The 16,573-nt window shown below is 72.8% G+C and carries 13 protein-coding genes, 4 tRNA genes and 1 other RNA gene; 6 read left to right on the top strand and 12 right to left on the bottom strand.

Annotated features, from left to right (window positions below):
• Window positions 1–92: 92 nt before the first annotated feature.
• The 4 genes from ACGFYH_RS36135 to ACGFYH_RS36120 form a co-directional block, all read right to left on the bottom strand.
• Complete coding sequence (locus ACGFYH_RS36135) at window positions 93–761, bottom strand: ISAs1 family transposase (RefSeq protein WP_393807408.1); 669 nt, start codon at window positions 759–761, stop codon at window positions 93–95.
• A 15-nt stretch (window positions 762–776) separates the two neighbouring features.
• Window positions 777–1,421: a class I SAM-dependent DNA methyltransferase gene (locus ACGFYH_RS36130; protein WP_393807407.1), complete on the bottom strand. Its 645-nt coding sequence runs from the start codon at window positions 1,419–1,421 to the stop codon at window positions 777–779.
• A 74-nt stretch (window positions 1,422–1,495) separates the two neighbouring features.
• Window positions 1,496–1,861: a type I restriction-modification system subunit M N-terminal domain-containing protein gene (locus ACGFYH_RS36125; protein WP_393807406.1), complete on the bottom strand. Its 366-nt coding sequence runs from the start codon at window positions 1,859–1,861 to the stop codon at window positions 1,496–1,498.
• Window positions 1,862–2,198: 337 nt separating this feature from the next.
• Window positions 2,199–2,286: transfer RNA gene (locus tag ACGFYH_RS36120), tRNA-Ser, on the bottom strand.
• Window positions 2,287–2,359: 73 nt separating this feature from the next.
• Here ACGFYH_RS36120 and ffs point away from each other — a divergent pair.
• From ffs to ACGFYH_RS36090, 6 genes are all read left to right on the top strand, one after another.
• An RNA gene (ffs, locus tag ACGFYH_RS36115) (signal recognition particle sRNA small type) lies at window positions 2,360–2,456 on the top strand.
• A gap of 45 nt (window positions 2,457–2,501) precedes the next feature.
• Window positions 2,502–4,877: a DNA polymerase III subunit gamma and tau gene (locus tag ACGFYH_RS36110; protein WP_393807405.1), complete on the top strand. Its 2,376-nt coding sequence runs from the start codon at window positions 2,502–2,504 to the stop codon at window positions 4,875–4,877.
• A gap of 229 nt (window positions 4,878–5,106) precedes the next feature.
• Complete coding sequence (purD, locus tag ACGFYH_RS36105) at window positions 5,107–6,357, top strand: phosphoribosylamine--glycine ligase (protein ID WP_393807404.1); 1,251 nt, start codon at window positions 5,107–5,109, stop codon at window positions 6,355–6,357.
• Window positions 6,358–6,745: 388 nt separating this feature from the next.
• Window positions 6,746–8,653, top strand: a complete 1,908-nt coding sequence (locus tag ACGFYH_RS36100; RefSeq protein WP_393807403.1) for a hypothetical protein — start codon at window positions 6,746–6,748, stop codon at window positions 8,651–8,653.
• A 347-nt stretch (window positions 8,654–9,000) separates the two neighbouring features.
• Entirely contained in the window at window positions 9,001–10,509 is a 1,509-nt protein-coding gene (locus tag ACGFYH_RS36095; protein ID WP_393807402.1) for a N,N-dimethylformamidase beta subunit family domain-containing protein, read from the top strand.
• 119 nt (window positions 10,510–10,628) lie between these two features.
• Entirely contained in the window at window positions 10,629–11,528 is a 900-nt protein-coding gene (locus tag ACGFYH_RS36090; protein WP_393807401.1) for a phosphoribosylaminoimidazolesuccinocarboxamide synthase, read from the top strand.
• A gap of 77 nt (window positions 11,529–11,605) precedes the next feature.
• Here the strand turns inward: ACGFYH_RS36090 and ACGFYH_RS36085 are convergent.
• From ACGFYH_RS36085 to ACGFYH_RS36050, 8 genes are all read right to left on the bottom strand, one after another.
• Window positions 11,606–11,678 (bottom strand) — tRNA-Gly (locus tag ACGFYH_RS36085).
• A 46-nt stretch (window positions 11,679–11,724) separates the two neighbouring features.
• On the bottom strand, window positions 11,725–12,339 hold the full coding sequence (locus tag ACGFYH_RS36080) for a response regulator (protein WP_393807400.1): 615 nt from the start codon (window positions 12,337–12,339) through the stop codon (window positions 11,725–11,727).
• Complete coding sequence (locus tag ACGFYH_RS36075) at window positions 12,336–13,595, bottom strand: sensor histidine kinase (protein WP_393807409.1); 1,260 nt, start codon at window positions 13,593–13,595, stop codon at window positions 12,336–12,338. The genes ACGFYH_RS36080 and ACGFYH_RS36075 overlap by 4 nt, the downstream gene beginning before the upstream one ends.
• 29 nt (window positions 13,596–13,624) lie before the next feature.
• Entirely contained in the window at window positions 13,625–14,440 is an 816-nt protein-coding gene (locus ACGFYH_RS36070) for an ABC transporter permease (RefSeq protein ID WP_393807399.1), read from the bottom strand.
• Window positions 14,437–15,435, bottom strand: a complete 999-nt coding sequence (locus ACGFYH_RS36065) for an ABC transporter ATP-binding protein (protein ID WP_393807398.1) — start codon at window positions 15,433–15,435, stop codon at window positions 14,437–14,439. The genes ACGFYH_RS36070 and ACGFYH_RS36065 overlap by 4 nt, the downstream gene beginning before the upstream one ends.
• A gap of 217 nt (window positions 15,436–15,652) precedes the next feature.
• A tRNA-Gly gene (locus ACGFYH_RS36060) sits at window positions 15,653–15,725 on the bottom strand.
• An 80-nt stretch (window positions 15,726–15,805) separates the two neighbouring features.
• Window positions 15,806–15,877, bottom strand: a tRNA-Gly gene (locus tag ACGFYH_RS36055).
• A gap of 130 nt (window positions 15,878–16,007) precedes the next feature.
• The gene (locus ACGFYH_RS36050; RefSeq protein ID WP_393807397.1) at window positions 16,008–16,325 is read right to left on the bottom strand and encodes an Lsr2 family protein; all 318 of its coding nucleotides are present in this window, start codon (window positions 16,323–16,325) and stop codon (window positions 16,008–16,010) included.
• Window positions 16,326–16,573: the final 248 nt, after the last annotated feature.

Raw genomic sequence — 16,573 nt, 5'->3', positions numbered from 1 at the left:
CGCCCGTCGAATACGAAGCCAACTACTACACCGAACTCACGAAACCCCAGGTCATCACCACAATCTGAGATCTCTACCGAACCCGGGGCGGTTCAGTAGTGGGCGCCCCGGCCGAGGAGGTAGTCGGCGTGCTCGCGCTGGGTGTGCATGGCGTCGCTGGTGACGACGACGCCGGCCAGGTTGGCGACGGTATCCAGCAGCGGCTGGAAGCAGGTGATCTCGTTCGTCTTCTCGCCGACGTCCAGCTGGGCCAGGACCAGGCCGGTGGTGTGCTCCAGTGCGGCGAGAAGATGGATCTTGCGGCCCTTCGCTTTGGCCGCACCGCGCAGGCTCTTGCCGTCCACGGCGAGGCCGCGCAGCCCGGTCACCTTCGGGCGGCGGTCGGCGAGCCAGCTCCCGACAGCCAGGTCCAGCGTGTCGCCGTCGATGCGGGCCAGCAGTCGGCGGACGGTGGTCTCTGCGGGCAGGACCCGCCTGGGCAGAAGCGGATCGGGGTCGGCACCGACCTGTTCCAGCACATAGCCGGGGGCGTCGGCGATCCATTCGCCAACCGCCAGCAGCGAGGTCGCACCGGCCAGCACCGCGCACGCGGTGAGAGTGAGCACGACAGCCAGGCGGTGGCGCACCCCGCGCGGATCACGCGGGTCCGGCACCTCGGCCAGCCGCTCCAGTAGGTCCGGGACCTCCTCGGGGCCTACCTGCGGACTCTCGCGCAGTTGGTCAAGGGCAGGCGGGATCAGAGATGATGCGTCGGCAGGCACGGTCTTCCACTTGGATCACGGGGCGTAGAGAACTCCATGATCTTGGAAGCCGTGCCTGTCACGTTCCGAGAGCACCGCTGAGCTGGCAGTTCGCCACGAACCGGGCGTCACACGACTACGCCGAAGCCCTGGGTGGGTCAGGAAGAGCATCTGGCCATCCGAGATGGGAGGCAGGCCAGGCGCGAAGCGGCCGTTGGGACCGCCCTTCTTCTGCTCCTCCTCGACTGCGTCCTTCGAAGCCTTCCAGTCCACGCCGTAGGGCGGGTTAGACATGCAGAAATCGAAGGTCTTGTCGAAGAACTTGTCGTCGGCCAGCGTGTCTCCGAGCTTAATGTTGCCGACGTCCTGTCCCTTGCCGATCATGTCGGACTTGCAGATCGCGTAGGACAGGTCGTTGATCTCTTGGCCGTACAGCCGGAGGCGGGCCTGCCGGTTGCGCTCCAGGAGACGCTCCTCGGCCACCGAGAGCATGCCGCCCGTGCCAGCGGTGGGGTCGTAGATTGTCCGGATGGCGCCCGGCTCCAGCAGAGCCTCGCTCTCCTCCGCGAACAGCAGGTCGACCATGAGGCGGATCGCGTCGCGTGGCGTGTAGTGTTCGCCGGCCTCCTCGTTGGAGGCTTCCGCGAACTTGTAGATCAGGTGCTCGTACAAGTCGCCCATCGCCGCGTTGGGGACGGTAGGGGTGCAGGTCAACGTCGGCGAACTTGGAGACGATCAGGTACAACCGGTTCTTCTCATCCAGCCGGTTGATCTCCGTCTCGAAGCCGAAACGCTCGAAAACGTCGATGTTGCTGGAGAAAGTGGGAGATGTAGTCGATCAGGTTGGCGCGCAGGCCCTCGGGGTCTTCGAGCAGCCTGGCGAAGTCGTATTGCGACGTGTTGTAGAAGTTCAGGCCGGTCATGCGCTTGACCTGGACGTCCAGGGCGCCGCCCTTGAACTCCGCGGCGAGGGCGCGGACCTCGTCGCGGGTGGGTGAGAGCAGGCAGTCCAGGCGTCGCAGGATCGTGAATGGAAGGATGATGCCGCCGTACTGGTGCGGCCTGTAGACGCCTCGCAGCTGGTCGGCGATCGACCAGACAAGGCCACCCAGGGTGCTCAACTCAGGTCCTGCTCTCTGACTGCCAGTGGTAGGGGCACCAGCATGTCAGAGGCCACCCACATGATCGGTCGGATTGGCGACCCCGGCAGCGAAGGCCCGGGTGATCATGGCGAGCGCATCCGCTGATCTGTCCGGTGGGGCTGCACGGTCTGCTGAGCTGGGCGCCAGCATCTCCCGGCGATGGGCACGGTTCGGGCCGGAGCCCGAGTGTGTGCCGCTCCTCACGGCCCGCGGTCTGTCAGGTCGCTGGCCTACTGAGACCAAAACTGAGACCACACACGTCGAAGGGCCCCACCGCGAACGGTGGGGCCCTTCGACATCGTGCCCGGTGAGGCACTGGCGGAGGATACGAGATTCGAACTCGTGAGGGGTTGCCCCCAACACGCTTTCCAAGCGTGCGCCCTAGGCCTCTAGGCGAATCCTCCGCAGAGAACATTACATGACGTCGAGGAGTGCTTGCGAACTCGTTCCGAGGGCCCCACATCGGGTAACGTATGGCCCAGCCCCTCACGCGGCGCTATCTGACTGAACTCCCCCAGGGCCGGAAGGCAGCAAGGGTAGGTCGGCTCTGGCGGGTGCGTGGGGGGCGTCTCGTTCGCGGGCGGTCCGGTTGTCGGTGGGCGCCTATAACCTCGTATGCGTGTCGTCTCTCGCGCTCTACCGCCGTTACCGCCCGGAGTCCTTCGCCGAGGTCATCGGGCAGGGGCATGTCACCGACCCGCTGCAGCAGGCGCTGCGGAACAACCGGGTCAATCACGCGTACCTGTTCAGCGGTCCGCGCGGCTGCGGCAAGACGACCAGTGCCCGGATCCTGGCGCGCTGTCTGAACTGCGAGCAGGGCCCCACGCCCACGCCGTGCGGCGAGTGCCAGTCGTGCCGGGACCTCGCCAGGAACGGGCCGGGTTCGATCGACGTCATCGAGATCGACGCCGCCTCGCACGGTGGCGTGGACGACGCCCGGGACCTGCGCGAGAAGGCCTTCTTCGGACCCGCCTCCAGCCGGTACAAGATCTACATCATCGACGAGGCCCACATGGTCTCCCCGCAGGGCTTCAACGCCCTCCTGAAGGTCGTCGAGGAGCCACCGGAGCATCTGAAGTTCGTCTTCGCGACCACCGAACCCGAGAAGGTCATCGGGACCATCCGGTCGCGGACCCACCACTACCCGTTCCGGCTCGTGCCGCCCGGCACCCTGCGCGACTACCTCGCCGAGGTGTGCGGCAGCGAGGGGATCGCGGTCGAGGAGGGCGTGCTCCCGCTCGTGGTGCGGGCCGGCGCGGGGTCCGTGCGTGACTCCATGTCCGTCATGGACCAGCTGCTCGCGGGCGCCGGCGCCGACGGTGTGACGTACGACATGACGACCTCCCTGCTCGGCTACACGGACGGCTCGCTGCTCGACTCCGTCGTCGAGTCGTTCGTCTCGGGGGACGGCTCGGCCGCCTTCGGGGTCGTGGACCGGGTGATCGAGGGGGGCGCCGATCCGCGGCGCTTCGTCACCGACCTGCTGGAGCGCCTCCGCGACCTGGTGATCCTCGCCGCAGTGCCCGACGCCGGGGAGAAGGGACTCATCGACGCCCCCGCCGACGTCGTCGAACGGATGCAGGCCCAGGCGCGGTCCTTCGGCGCCGCCGAGCTGAGCCGTGCCGCCGACATCGTCAACGAGGGGCTCACGGAGATGCGCGGCGCGCACTCGCCGCGCCTCCAGCTGGAGCTGATCTGCGCGCGCGTGCTGCTGCCCGCCGCGTACGGCGACGAGCGTTCGCTGATGGCCCGGCTGGACCGGATCGAGCGAGGGGTGCAGTTCTCGGCGGGCTCGGGTGCGCCTGCCCTGGGGTACGCGCCCGGTCCCGAGGCGCACACCGGGGCGGGAAGCGCGGCCCCCGCCGGTGCGGCCCCCGCCGGTGCGGCGCCCGCCGCCCCGGCCTCCGCCGCCCACGTCCCGCCCGCCGCGGCCCCGGTTCCGCCGGGCGGTGGGCCCGCCGCGGCCCGTGCGGCGGTACGGGGGCCGGGCGCCGGAGGTCCGGCAGGTGCGCCGGGCGGTGGCTCGTCGGCCGAGGCGGCTGCCGGGACCGGCCCCGCGCCCGACACGGGCGGCGGGCCTGCCCGTGGCGGACACCCGCAGACCGCGCCCCCTCCTGCTGCCGCTCCCACCCCGGCGCCCGCCGCCGCTCCCGCCCCCGCCTCGGCGCCCGCGCCGGGCGCCTGGCCGACCGCGGCTCCCGCGGGTGGCGGCCGCCGTGCCGGCGGGTGGCCCACGGCGGCGCCGGCGGGCGGTGGACAACCCCGGACACCGGCCGCTCCGGGCCCCGGGCCCGCCCCGGCTCCGTCGCCCTCCCCTGCCGCGGCCCCGGCGCCGGCCGCCTCCCCCGGCCCGCCCCCGTCGGGCGCCGGGGCCGACCCCCGCTCGCTCTGGCCCAACATTCTGGAGGCGGTCAAGAACCGCCGCCGGTTCACCTGGATCCTGCTCAGCCAGAACGCCCAGGTGACCGGCTTCGACGGCACCACCCTCCAGCTCGGGTTCGTCAACGCCGGTGCTCGCGACAACTTCGTCAGCAGCGGCAGCGAGGACGTGCTGCGCCAAGCCCTGGCCGAGCAGTTCAACGTGCAGTGGAAGATCGAGGCGGTCATCGACCCCTCCGGCGGCTCGGCGCCCCCGCCGCCCGCCGGTCCCGCCGGTCCCGCGGGTCCCTCCGGTGGCTACGGAGGGTCCGGAGGCGGCGGTCTCGGAGGCGGCGGGGGCGGGGGCGGAGGCGGCTTCGGTGGCGGCGCGCCCGCACAGCGGCCGTCGGCTCCCGCGCCCTCGTCCACACCCGCCGCCCCGCCTCCGGCCCAGGCGTCCGCCCCCGCCCCCGCCCCCGCGGCTCGGCCCCCGGCACCCGAGCCGCCCCCCGTCTCCCCCGAGGACGACACCGCCGAGGACGACGACCCGGACCTCGACGAGTCGGCCCTCTCCGGCAAGGAGCTGCTGGTACGCGAGCTGGGCGCGACGGTGGTCGAGGAGATCGTGAACGAATAGCCGCGCGGGACGCGAACCGGGGCGCGGGGCGGGCGCCGACCGTTCCCCGGAGTCCTCCCGACGGCCCTCCCGTCGGCCTTCGGCGGCTTCCGGCGTTCTGCGGGAGGGCTGCCTGAGGTGTGGGGGAGGTCTGCCGGAGGTGTGCTGGAGGAAGCCACAAGCCTCCGCGCCCCCCTGCTTCGGAAGCCCGCACAAACCGCACCGGCCCCTTCCCATTAGGCTTCACCCCGTGAAGGTCCTTGTCATCGGCGGCGGCGCCCGCGAACACGCCCTGTGCCGTTCCCTGTCCCTCGACCCCGACGTCACCGCGCTGCACTGCGCACCCGGCAACGCCGGTATCGCCGAGGTCGCCGAACTGCACCAGGTCGACGCCCTCGACGGCGCGGCCGTCACCGCGCTGGCCACGCGGCTCGGCGCCGAGCTGGTCGTCGTCGGGCCGGAGGCGCCCCTGGTCGCCGGGGTCGCCGACGCCGTGCGCGAGGCGGGCATCCCGGTCTTCGGCCCCTCGGGGGAGGCCGCTCGGCTGGAGGGCTCCAAGGCCTTCGCCAAGGACGTCATGGCCGGCGCCGGCGTGCCCACGGCCCGCTCCTACGTCTGCACCGCTCCGGCCGAGGTCGACGCGGCCCTCGCCGCCTTCGGCGCCCCCTACGTGGTCAAGGACGACGGGCTGGCCGCAGGCAAGGGCGTCGTCGTGACCGACGACGTCGAGGCCGCCCGGACGCACGCGGCGGCCTGCGACCGCGTCGTCATCGAGGAGTTCCTCGACGGCCCCGAAGTCTCCCTCTTCGCCGTCACCGACGGCGATAACGTACGCCCTCTCCAGCCCGCCCAGGACTTCAAGCGCGCCCTGGACGGCGACGAGGGCCCGAACACCGGCGGCATGGGCGCGTACTCGCCGCTGCCCTGGGCCGACCCCAAGCTGGTCGACGAGGTCGTGCAGAGCGTGCTCCAGCCCACCGTCGACGAGATGCGCCGACGCGGCACCCCCTTCTCCGGGCTCCTCTACGCCGGGCTCGCGATCACCTCGCGCGGTGTGCGCGTGATCGAGTTCAACGCCCGTTTCGGCGACCCCGAGACCCAGGTCGTGCTGGCCCGTCTGAAGACCCCGCTGGCCGGTCTGCTGATGGCCGCCGCCACCGGCAACCTCGCCGACCTCGAGCCCCTGCGCTGGAGCGACGACGCGGCCGTCACCGTGGTCGTCGCCTCCCACAACTACCCCGGCACCCCGCGCACCGGCGACCCGATCACCGGCCTCGACGCGGTGGCCGCCGAGGACGCCCCGCACGCCTACGTCCTGCACGCCGGCACCCGCGCCGAGGGCGACGCCGTCGTCAGCGCCGGTGGCCGCGTCCTGTCCGTCACGGCCACCGGCGCCGACCTCACCGAGGCCCGCGACCGTGCCTACCGGGCCGTCGCCCGCATCGGCCTCGACGGTTCGCAGCACCGCACCGACATCGCGGCGAAGGCCGCGCGGGCGTAACCCCGGGTTCATCCAGGGCACCCCGCACACACCCGCACACACCCGGGCGTCTCCAGACGCCTCCAGACGCCCCTGGGCACGGTCGGGCGCCCGTTCCGCACCGAACCCGGCAGGCCCCGGCTCCGTCTCAGGAGCCGGGGCCTGACCTTTGCTGTCTGTCTTCACCTTTCCCCAAAGCCATTCCATCGGGTGACCGATGGGCCATACGGCTGACGGGCGCGAGGCCCCCAACTATGGTGCCGCGCAAGCGTTCCGGCACTTGGCCCACCGGCATTGCGATGTCAGTGCCGGGTGCCACAGTGGGTGGAGTGAGCAGGAGCGGAAGAGCAGCAAGGCTGCAGGACGGTCCAGGACGGACAGGACAGCGATGAGGGGGTGAGGTCCGGTCGTGACCGGTATCGGTGGTGTGGAGATGGGTGCGCAGGCCGCGCGTGTCCGGGCGCTGGCGGTGCTGCGGGTCCGCAGCCGCGCGCTGGCCGTGGCCCTGCTGCCCGCTGCCGCCGCCGTGATCCTTCTCGTCGGCGGTTCCACCGGGCACCTCGCGGGCCAGGGCTGGGACGTCCTCCGCTGGACCGTGGGCGTCCTCGCGCTGCTCGTGCTGTCGGCCGCCACCGGAGTCGCGCTGGTCGTGGCCCGTTCCCGGCCGGCCGTGACCCCCACGGTCACGATCGCCGAGGAGTCGGCGCCGGATCTCTACCGGATGGTGCGCGACCTGGCCGACCGGCTCGACGTCCCCGCCCCCTCCGCGATAGCCCTCACCCCTGACTGCGACAGCTGGCTGGAGGACCGCACCCACCCGGCCCACGGCCCGCCACCCGTACAGAAGCACGACGACGACCTGGCCGGCCCGGGCGGGGCCGCCCACCGCCGCCGTGCCGCCGCGCCCGTCCTGGTCATCGGCTCACCTTTCCTGTGGTGGATGCGGGTGGGCGAGCTGCGCGCCGTCCTCGCCCCGGTCATCGCCGGTACGGGGCCCTCGGCGCACCCCGACATAGCCGCGGCCCGGCGCTTCATACGAGGTCTGGACGCCGCCGTGGCGGTGGCCTCGGCGGGCCGGAGCGACCCGCTGTCCCGTCTGGCGTGCGCGGGCCTCGGCTGGGTGTCCCGGCTTCTGCTGCACAGCTGCCGCGGTCACGCGGCCGAGATGGAGCGCGGGGTCGCGGCCGCGGGCGCCGAGCGTGCACAGGCTGTGGACTACGGGCTGCGGATCGTCGCGCAGGAGCAGGTCGGGCTCGCGTACGCGGGCTGGGACCGGCTGCTGACCCGGGTGGCGCTGCCCGCCTGGCGGATGGGCCGCTGGCCCTCCCGGCTGGACGTGGGCGTCGTCGCCGCCCTGACGGAGCTGTCCCGGCGCGACCGTCTGGCCGAGGGCTTCGCCTCCCGCCTGGGCGAGCGTCCCGCCTGTGACCTGCTGGAGGAGCCCGGGGTGATGGACGAGGCCGTCTCGCTCCTGGCCGCGCGCCTCTTCCACGGGGGGCCCGCCGAGACCGGTCCGGACTGGTCACCGGTGGGCTGGGACGAGTATCCCGAGGAGGTCGTCGACCGGACCTGGCGCACGGACGCGGCCCGCCTGCACCGCGTGCTGGACACCCTGGGCGTCCGCCGCGCCGCCGAGGGCACCGCGCCGGACACGGACGGCCCGACCCTGGCCCGCGTCCTGGACCACCTCACGGCCCCGGACGCCGACGCGGGGAGCGCCACCGGTGCCCGGGCAGGCGGGGCGGGCATGCCCACCGGCGCCCCGCACCCCCAGTACGGCGGCCACGACGCCCCGCATCCGGCGTACGACGATCACGACATGCCCACCCACCACCTCGGCACACCCGCCGAGGCCGACGCCGGCGCCGAGGACGAGGACGATCTCGCCGGTACCACGGCCCGTGGTGCCGCTCTGGCCGCCGGGCTCAGTGCGCAGCTGGCCCGGGAGGAGGCGGAGGGGCGGCCCGGGACTCCCTCCTCCGCCCCGGGACCGGCCGCCGGGCCGACGGCCGGTCCCGACGCCGCCCTCTGGGACGACCGCGCGCTCCCCCTCCTCCCGCTCCAGCCGCCGCGCACCGGCCGCGAGATCCTCACCGCGCACATCACGGCGATGGTGTGCTGCGCGGCGATGGACACCGCCGGCGCGGCCCCCGGCCTCGACTGGCTCGACGGACCGTCGCTCCTGTTCGACGGCGGCCGCGCCGCGGATCTCGCGCCCAGCGTGCTCAGCCTCGTCGAGACCGGCGACCCGGGCCCGCTGCGCACCTGGATGACCGACCTCGGCATACGCCCGGAAAAGCCGGTGCGCCTGGTCTGAACCCCCTGGCCGACTCCCGGCCCGACTTCCTGGCCGACCCCCGGCCCGGCTCTTCGGCCGGCCCCCGGCCCGACGTCCTGGCCGACCCCCGGGCCGGCTCCCGGGCCGGACTTCCGGGCCGACTCCCGGGCCGGATTTCCGGGCCCGACCCCCTGGGCCCGACCCAGCCTGCCGCGCCCTGCCTCCGGAGCGCGGGCGAATCGGACCCTGGCATTCCACTTTCGGCCACTTCGCGACGAACAGTGACAGCACGCGTGCGAAATGTGATGTGCTGGGACCGATCGCGCACATGGCAAAGGCGTTCGTCATACGCACGACCACGGGGGCACGAGGGAGGGGACTGTCCCATGGGGCCCGAGCAGATCCGCCGCTGGGAGTCGGGAGCACTCGCGCACGCCGTGACGGACCCCTTCGGACAGGGGCCCGTCCCGTGGCTGCGCGGCGGCGAGACGTACTTCGGCGACACCGGCCAGGTGGTCGCCTGGTATGCGGACCAGGACGACGTCGCACCGGCCCCGGACGGAAAGCCCGGCGCGAGGGACGGCGAACGGCGCACCGGCACCGGCGGCGGCCCTCGCGCCGCCGACGACGTTCGCCGCCAGATCAAGGGCTTCGCCTCGACGGGAGCCGCCGCCCCGGGCGAGGCCATCGACTTCCACATCACCGTCGACCCGCCGCAGGAGTTCAGCGTCGACGTCTACCGGATCGGCCACTACGGCGGTGACGGCGCCGCCAAGATCACCACCAGCCCCCGCCTGTCCGGCATCGTCCAGCCCCCGCCGCTCACCGCCGACCGCACCGTCTCCTGCCACCACTGGTGGCTGTCCTGGCGGCTCCAGATCCCGTCGTACTGGAACATCGGCGCGTACGTCGCCGTCCTCACCACCGCCGACGGCTACCGCTCCCACGTCCCCTTCACGGTCCGCGACAACCACCCGGCCGACCTGCTCCTCCTGCTGCCGGACGTCACCTGGCAGGCGTACAACCTCTACCCGGAGGACGGCCGCACCGGCGCCAGCCTCTACCACGCCTGGGACGAGGAGGGCCGCCTGCTGGGCGAGGCGGACGCCGCGACGACCGTCTCCTTCGACCGGCCGTACGCGGGTGCGGGGCTGCCGCTGCACGTCGGTCACGCCTACGACTTCATCCGCTTCGCCGAACGCTACGGCTACGACCTCGCCTACGCCGACGCCCGCGACCTGCACTCCGGCCGCGTCGATCCGACCCGCTACCGGGGCCTGGTCTTCCCGGGCCACGACGAGTACTGGTCCGCCGCCATGCGCCGCACCACCGAACTCGCCCGCGGGCAGGGCACGTCCCTAATCTTCCTCTCCGCCAACACCATGTACTGGCAGGTGGAGCTGGCCCCTTCCCCGTCCGGTGCCCCGGACCGCCTGCTGACCTGCCGCAAGCGCAAGGGGCCCGGTCGGCCGGCGCTGTGGCGGGAGATCGACCGCCCGGAGCAGCAGCTGCTCGGCATCCAGTACGCCGGCCGCGTCCCCGAGCCGCACCCGATGATCGTCCGTAACGCCGGTCACTGGCTCTGGGAGGCCACCGGAGCGCACGAGGGCGACGAGATCGAGGACCTGGTCGCGGGCGAGGCCGACCGCTACTTCCCGCGCACCGCGCTCCCCGACCACGACGAGCGGGTCCTGCTCGCCCACTCCCCGTACGCCGACGCCGACGGCGTCCGGCGCCACCAGGAGACGTCGCTGTACCGGGCCCCGTCGGGCGCCTGGGTCTTCGCGTCCGGGACCTTCGCCTGGTCCCCGGCCCTGGACCGCCCCGGCCACGTCGACCCGCGCGTCCAGCGGGCCACCGCCAACCTCCTGGACCGCATCTGCAAACGGGACTGACCCGCCGCCCCCTCCTCCCGCGGCGTACGGGAGAATCGACGTACTGGCCCACCCGTCTCCCACCACCACCCTGTGGGAGCCCCACGGGCGCTCCTTTTGTCCAACCACGGGGAGGAACCGTGTCCGGATTCGTCGAGAAGCCCGAGCCGATCCAGGTTCCGGGTCTGGTGCATCTGCACACCGGCAAGGTGCGCGAGCTGTACCGCACCGAGGCGGGCGACCTCGTGATGGTCGCCAGCGACCGCATCTCCGCCTACGACTGGGTGCTGCCGACCGAGATCCCCGACAAGGGCCGGGTCCTCACCCAGCTCTCCCTGTGGTGGTTCGACCAGCTCGCGGACCTGGTACCCCACCACGTCCTGAGCACCGAGCTGCCCCCCGGCGCCCCCGCCGACTGGGAGGGCCGCGCCCTGGTCTGCAAGTCGCTGCGCATGGTCCCCGTGGAGTGCGTGGCCCGCGGCTACCTCACCGGCTCGGGGCTGGCCGAGTACGACGAGACCCGCACCGTCTGCGGCCTCGCCCTGCCCGAGGGCCTGGTCGACGGCTCGGAGCTGCCCGCCCCGATCTTCACCCCGGCCACCAAGGCCGAGGTCGGCGAGCACGACGAGAACGTCTCCTACGAGGAGGTCGCCCGCCAGGTCGGCGCGGACACCGCGGCCGCCCTGCGCCAGGCCACCCTCGCCGTCTACTCCCGCGCCCGGGACATCGCCCGTGAACGCGGCATCGTCCTCGCGGACACCAAGTTCGAGTTCGGCTTCGACGGGGACGGCCTGGTGCTCGCGGACGAGGTCCTCACCCCGGACTCGTCCCGCTTCTGGCCGGCCGACCAGTGGCAGCCGGGCCGCGCGCAGCCGTCGTACGACAAGCAGTTCGTGCGGGACTGGCTGACCTCGTCGGAGTCCGGCTGGGACCGCGGGAGCGAGCAGCCCCCGCCGGCGCTGCCGCGGCAGGTCGTGGACGCCACCCGCGGGAAGTACGTGGAGGCCTACGAGCTCCTGACCGGCCAGCGCTGGTCTTAGCGGCGCGACGGCCGAGCGGGCCGTCACCGCGCGGACACGAGGAAGCCCCCGGCCGGAGCCGGGGGCTTCCTGTGCGGAGCGAACGACGAGGTTCGAACTCGCGACCTCAACCTTGGCAAGGTTGCGCTCTACCAACTGAGCTACGTTCGCACTGCGCGCGGGCTTCGTCGTGGACGTCGCCGTGGCGCGACAGCCACTATACCCAACCGCGCTCCCGCGCGAGACGCACCGCCGTGTGCCGGTTCCCGGCGCCGAGCTTGCTCGCGGCCGACGACAGGTAGTTCCGTACGGTCCCCTCGGCGAGCGCGGCGCGCTCGGCGATCTCCGCGACGGGCGCCCCGTCGGCGGCGTGCTCCAGCACCTCGGCTTCGCGCGCGGTCAGCGGGGAGTCCCCGGCGGAGATCGCGTCGGCGGCCAACTCGGGGTCGACGTACCGGTTTCCGGCGTGCACCGTGCGGATCAGTTCGGCGAGCCGCTGGGCGCTGACCGTCTTGGGGACGAACCCGCGCACCCCCGCCGCGAGGGCCCGCTTCAGATGTCCGGGCCGCCCGTGACTGGTCACGATCAGCACCTTGCAGGCGGGCAGCTCGGCCCGCAGTGATGTGGCGACCTTCACACCGTCGGCGCCCGGCATCTGGAGATCCAGTACGGCGACGTCCGGCGTGTGCGCCCGTGCCATGGCCAGTGCTTCCGGGCCGGTGGCCGCCTCGGCGACGACGACCAGGTCGTCCTCGAGCGACAGCAGGGCCGCCAGGGCCCCGCGGATGAGGTGTTCGTCGTCGGCGAGCAGTACGCGCACGGTCGTCGTCACGACGCGACCTCCAGCGCGGCCCCGGCCCCGGCGGCCGGCAGCGGCACCTCGGCCGTCAGCCGGAACAGGCCCTTGCCGACGGCACCCGCCTCCAGCGTCCCGCCCACCGCGGAGAGCCGCTCCCGCAGCCCGGCGAGCCCTGAGCCGCCGCTCCCGGCGGGCGCGTCCGCTCCGGCCGAGGGGCCGGTGGCCTCCGTGTCCCCGTCGTTCTCCACCGTCAGCACTACCCGTCCTTCCGACATCAGCACCATCACGGCGACCTTCTTCGCGTCCCCGTGCCGCAGTACGTTCGTGGTCGCCTCCCGCACCACCCAGCCGAGGGCGGACTGCACCTCGGCGGGCAGCCCCTCCGCCCCGCCTGTGACCTCCGGGACGATGCCGGCCGCCGAGAGCACACCCCGGGCACCGGCCAGTTCGACGTCCAGGGCGGCCTCCCGGTAGCCGCGCACGACGTCCCGGACCTCCCGCTGCGACTCCTGCGCGATGCGCTGCGCCTCGATCATCTGCTCCACCGCCTCGGGCCGCCCGCGCCGGGCCAGCCGGACCGCCAGTTCGCTCTTGAGCGCGATCACCGCCAGGTTTCGCCCCATCACGTCGTGCAGGTCCCGGCCGAAGCGCAGCCGCTCCTCGGCGACGGCGAGCCGGGCGCGGGTCTCCTTGGCCTCGTCGAGCGTGAAGACCACGTCGAGGAGCCAGACCGAGAGCACCGCGGTGAAGGCGAGGAACCCGCCGGCCACCAGCAGGACCACGGCCATGACCAGCGCGCCGAGCCACGGCATGCCCACGGCGTACGCCGCGATTCCCGCGCCCGCCGAGAAGCCGCCGACCAGGGCGACGACCCGCCGGCGGTGCACACCGAGGGCCAGGACGCCGAGGCCGAAGCCCTGCATGCCCACGAAGACCCCGATGGCCGCGGCGTCGGCCTCCTGGCCGCCGGGGCCGTGCTCGGCGATGACGACCGCGACGACCGCGAGGGCCGCGGTGACGGCGCCGAGCAGCCACAGCTGCCGTACCGGCTGCGCGCGGCGCCCGCGGGTCCAGTCCAGCGCCCGGGAGGCGGTCGTCATGCACACCACGGCGTGTGTGGCGACCATCAGGGACAGCACGGTCGCGAGCCGCGGCCCCACCTGGCCGTAGGTCGCCAGCCCGATGCCGCCGATCTCGCTCAGACCGAAGAAGTGGAAGGACCACCGGGTGTAGGTCTCCACCTTCTCCGGGGTGTTCTTCCGCCGCCACCATCCGCCCGGCCTGCGCATCCGCCCGCCACTCCCGCTCGACTCGTACGTCAGTGCCGTGGCTCCCAGCGGAACCACCGCCGTACAGCAAACACCGCGAGCACGGTCCAGGCCACCGCCGTCACGACGGCGCCCAGCGCCTCGGCCGCCGTCAGGTCGCCCGTCCAGCCGCCGCGGACCAGGGTGATGACGGGCGTCAGCGGCAGCAGTTCGCAGACGGAGGCCAGCCGGTCGGGGAGCAGGTCCAGCGGGAGGAACAGACCGGAGCCGAACATCGAGACGAACATGAACGGCAGCGGCGTGACCTGCGCGCTCTCACCGGTCCTGGTGAAGCTCGCGGTGACCGCCGCGAGCGCGGCGCACATTACAAGGCCCAGCAGCAGACCGAGGACGGCCAGATGGGGCGCCGACGGCGCGGACAGGTCGAGCAGGACCGCACAGCCCACCGCCAGCAGCAGGGACTGCACGAGCCCGCTGAGGACGGCGGGCAGGGCCGATCCGCCGAGGATCTCCACGTCCCGCAGCTCGCCGGTGCGCAGCCGCTTGAGGACGAGTTCCTCGCGCCGCACGACGAAGACGCCGACGAGGGCCGAGTACACGGCGAAGAGCAGGGAGAAGCCGATCGCGGCGGGCAGGACGAGTGTGCCGGTGGTCAGTCCGGCCTCGGCGAGATCCATTTCCCCGGCCCCCGCCCGCACGCTGAACGGCAGCACCAGCGGCACGAACAGCGCGGCGAAGACGGTGCCCCTGTTCCGCCCGAGCAGGGTCAGTTCGGCGCGGGCGAGGGCGGTCATGCGCCGCGTCGGCGTGCTGGCGCCGGCGTTCGCGGCCCGGGCCGGGAGGTGCTTCGTGGTCGTGGTGCTCATGCCGCGTACTCCTTCGTCGTGTCCGGCGTCCGCGGGGTCCGGGGCGTCGTCCCGTCGGCCGTCCTCGCGGACACCTCCTCGGCGATGCCCAGGAAGGCCTCCTCCAGGGATGCCGAGCGCACGTCCAGGCGGCGCAGCTCCACTCCGGCCTGTCCGGCCCACACCAGCAGGCCGGTGGCCGCGCGCTGGAGTTCCCGGGTGCGCAGCCTCACCGTCCGGCCGTCGGCCTCGTGGCCGCTCACGCCCAGCTCGGCCAGCGGCGGCAGGTCGCCCACGAAGTAGCCGTCGGGCAGCTCGAAGGAGATCCGGGACGGCTGCGCGGCGGTCACCTCGGCCGGGGTGCCGGTGGCGGCGATCCGGCCCTCGTGCATGATCGCGAGCCGGTCGGCGAGGTTCTCGGCCTCCTCCAGGTAGTGCGTGGTCAGGAGCACCGTCGTTCCGCCGTCGCGCAGCGCGCTCACCAACTCCCAGGTGTCCCGGCGGCCTTCGGCGTCCAGTCCGGCGCTGGGCTCGTCGAGGAAGAGAACCTCGGGATCGCCGAGCAGCGCGAGCGCCAGGTCGAGGCGGCGCCGCTGGCCGCCGGACAGCTGCTTCACGCGGGTGTCGGTCTTCGACTCCAGCCCGACCCGCGCCAGCACCTCGGCCGGCGGGCGGGCGCCGCTCACGCAGCCCGCCCACATCCGTGCCGTCTCGGCGACGGTCAGCTCGGAGGGAAAGCCGCCCTCCTGGAGCATGACCCCGGTGCGGGGGCGTACGGCGGCCCGCTCGGTGTACGGGTCGTGCCCGAGGACGCGCACCCGCCCGCCGGCCGGAGCGGCGAGCCCCTCCAGCAGCTCGACCGTCGAAGTCTTGCCGGCGCCGTTGGTGCCGAGCAGTGCGAAGACCTCGCCCCGGTGCACCGAGAAGTCGATCCCGCGCACGGCCTCGAACCCGCCCCCGTACACACGCCGCAGGCCGGTGACCTCGATCACGCGTTCGTGTCCGTCTGTTCGCATGCCTCAAGCATTCCGGCGCACCGGGCGGGGCGGCAGTGCGGCCCGTCATCACCGGGCATGACAAATGTCAGAGCCGGACGGCCGTACACCCGGCCCGGTCCGGACACCCGGCGGTCCGGACACCCGGCCCGGTCCGGACACCCGGCGGTCCGGACACCCGGCCCGGTCAGGGCGCACGAAAAGACCCCGGTCCTGGAGGACCGGGGTCTGATTCCCGAGCGGACGACGAGGTTCGAACTCGCGACCTCAACCTTGGCAAGGTTGCGCTCTACCAACTGAGCTACGTCCGCATTGCCCCCGACCGGCCTTCACCGATCGGTGCGAGCACCAGCCTACCTGATCCCATCGGACCATCGGTACGGCGGTGCAGAGCGGGTGACAGGAATTGCACACTGCGCCTTCCCCCTGGAAGGGGGATGTTCTACTACTGAACTACACCCGCGTGTTCCGTGAGCTGGGCCGTCCGGCCTCGCCCCTCGGCGTGCTCCAGACTTTAGCTGATCACCCGGGGTGCTGCGCAAGTCGGTTGCCGCGAGGGGCGGGTGAGCGGCCGTCGGCCGCTCGCGCCCGGCTCACCGCGCCTCGGCGAACGCCTCGTACACCCTCTTCGGGATCCGGCCCCGCGCGGGCACGTCCATCTTGTTCGCCTGGGCCCAGGCCCGCACCGCCGCCGGGTCGGGGGCGACCTCCGTCTGCCGGTACGCCTTGCCGGACCGGGAGCGCTTGCGGCCGGCCGAGACGTACGGCTCGAGCGCCTTGCGCAGTTTCCGGGCATTGGCTTCGTTCAGGTCGATCTCGTACATCCGGCCGTCGACTCCGAAGGCGATCGTCTCCGCCGCTTCCGAGCCGTCGATGTCGTCAAAGAGAGTGACCACGACACGCTGCGCCACGAATATCGGTCCCTTCGTGCGGCATCTCCGCGATGACGTGCCAGAACCGGCCAAGACGTCGCGCCGATGCCGACTGTTCGCCTGTAATTGGGCAAAGTATCGGCTAATGACATTTCATTTGTACAGTGCCCGGCATTGCAATGGGAAGCCCGACTAAGAGGTTGTCTCACGTGGTGAGTTTCGCGAGCTTCTTGTAGCAGGTGAGGGCTGCGGCCAGGCCGAGGAAGGCGAGGAAGTGACTGCCCTTG

The organism is Streptomyces sp. NPDC048392, assembly GCF_043200575.1.
In the GTDB taxonomy this organism is placed as follows: domain Bacteria; phylum Actinomycetota; class Actinomycetes; order Streptomycetales; family Streptomycetaceae; genus Streptomyces.
Note: the sequence above shows the minus strand (reverse complement) of the source record. Positions and strands in the feature narration are given on the sequence as shown.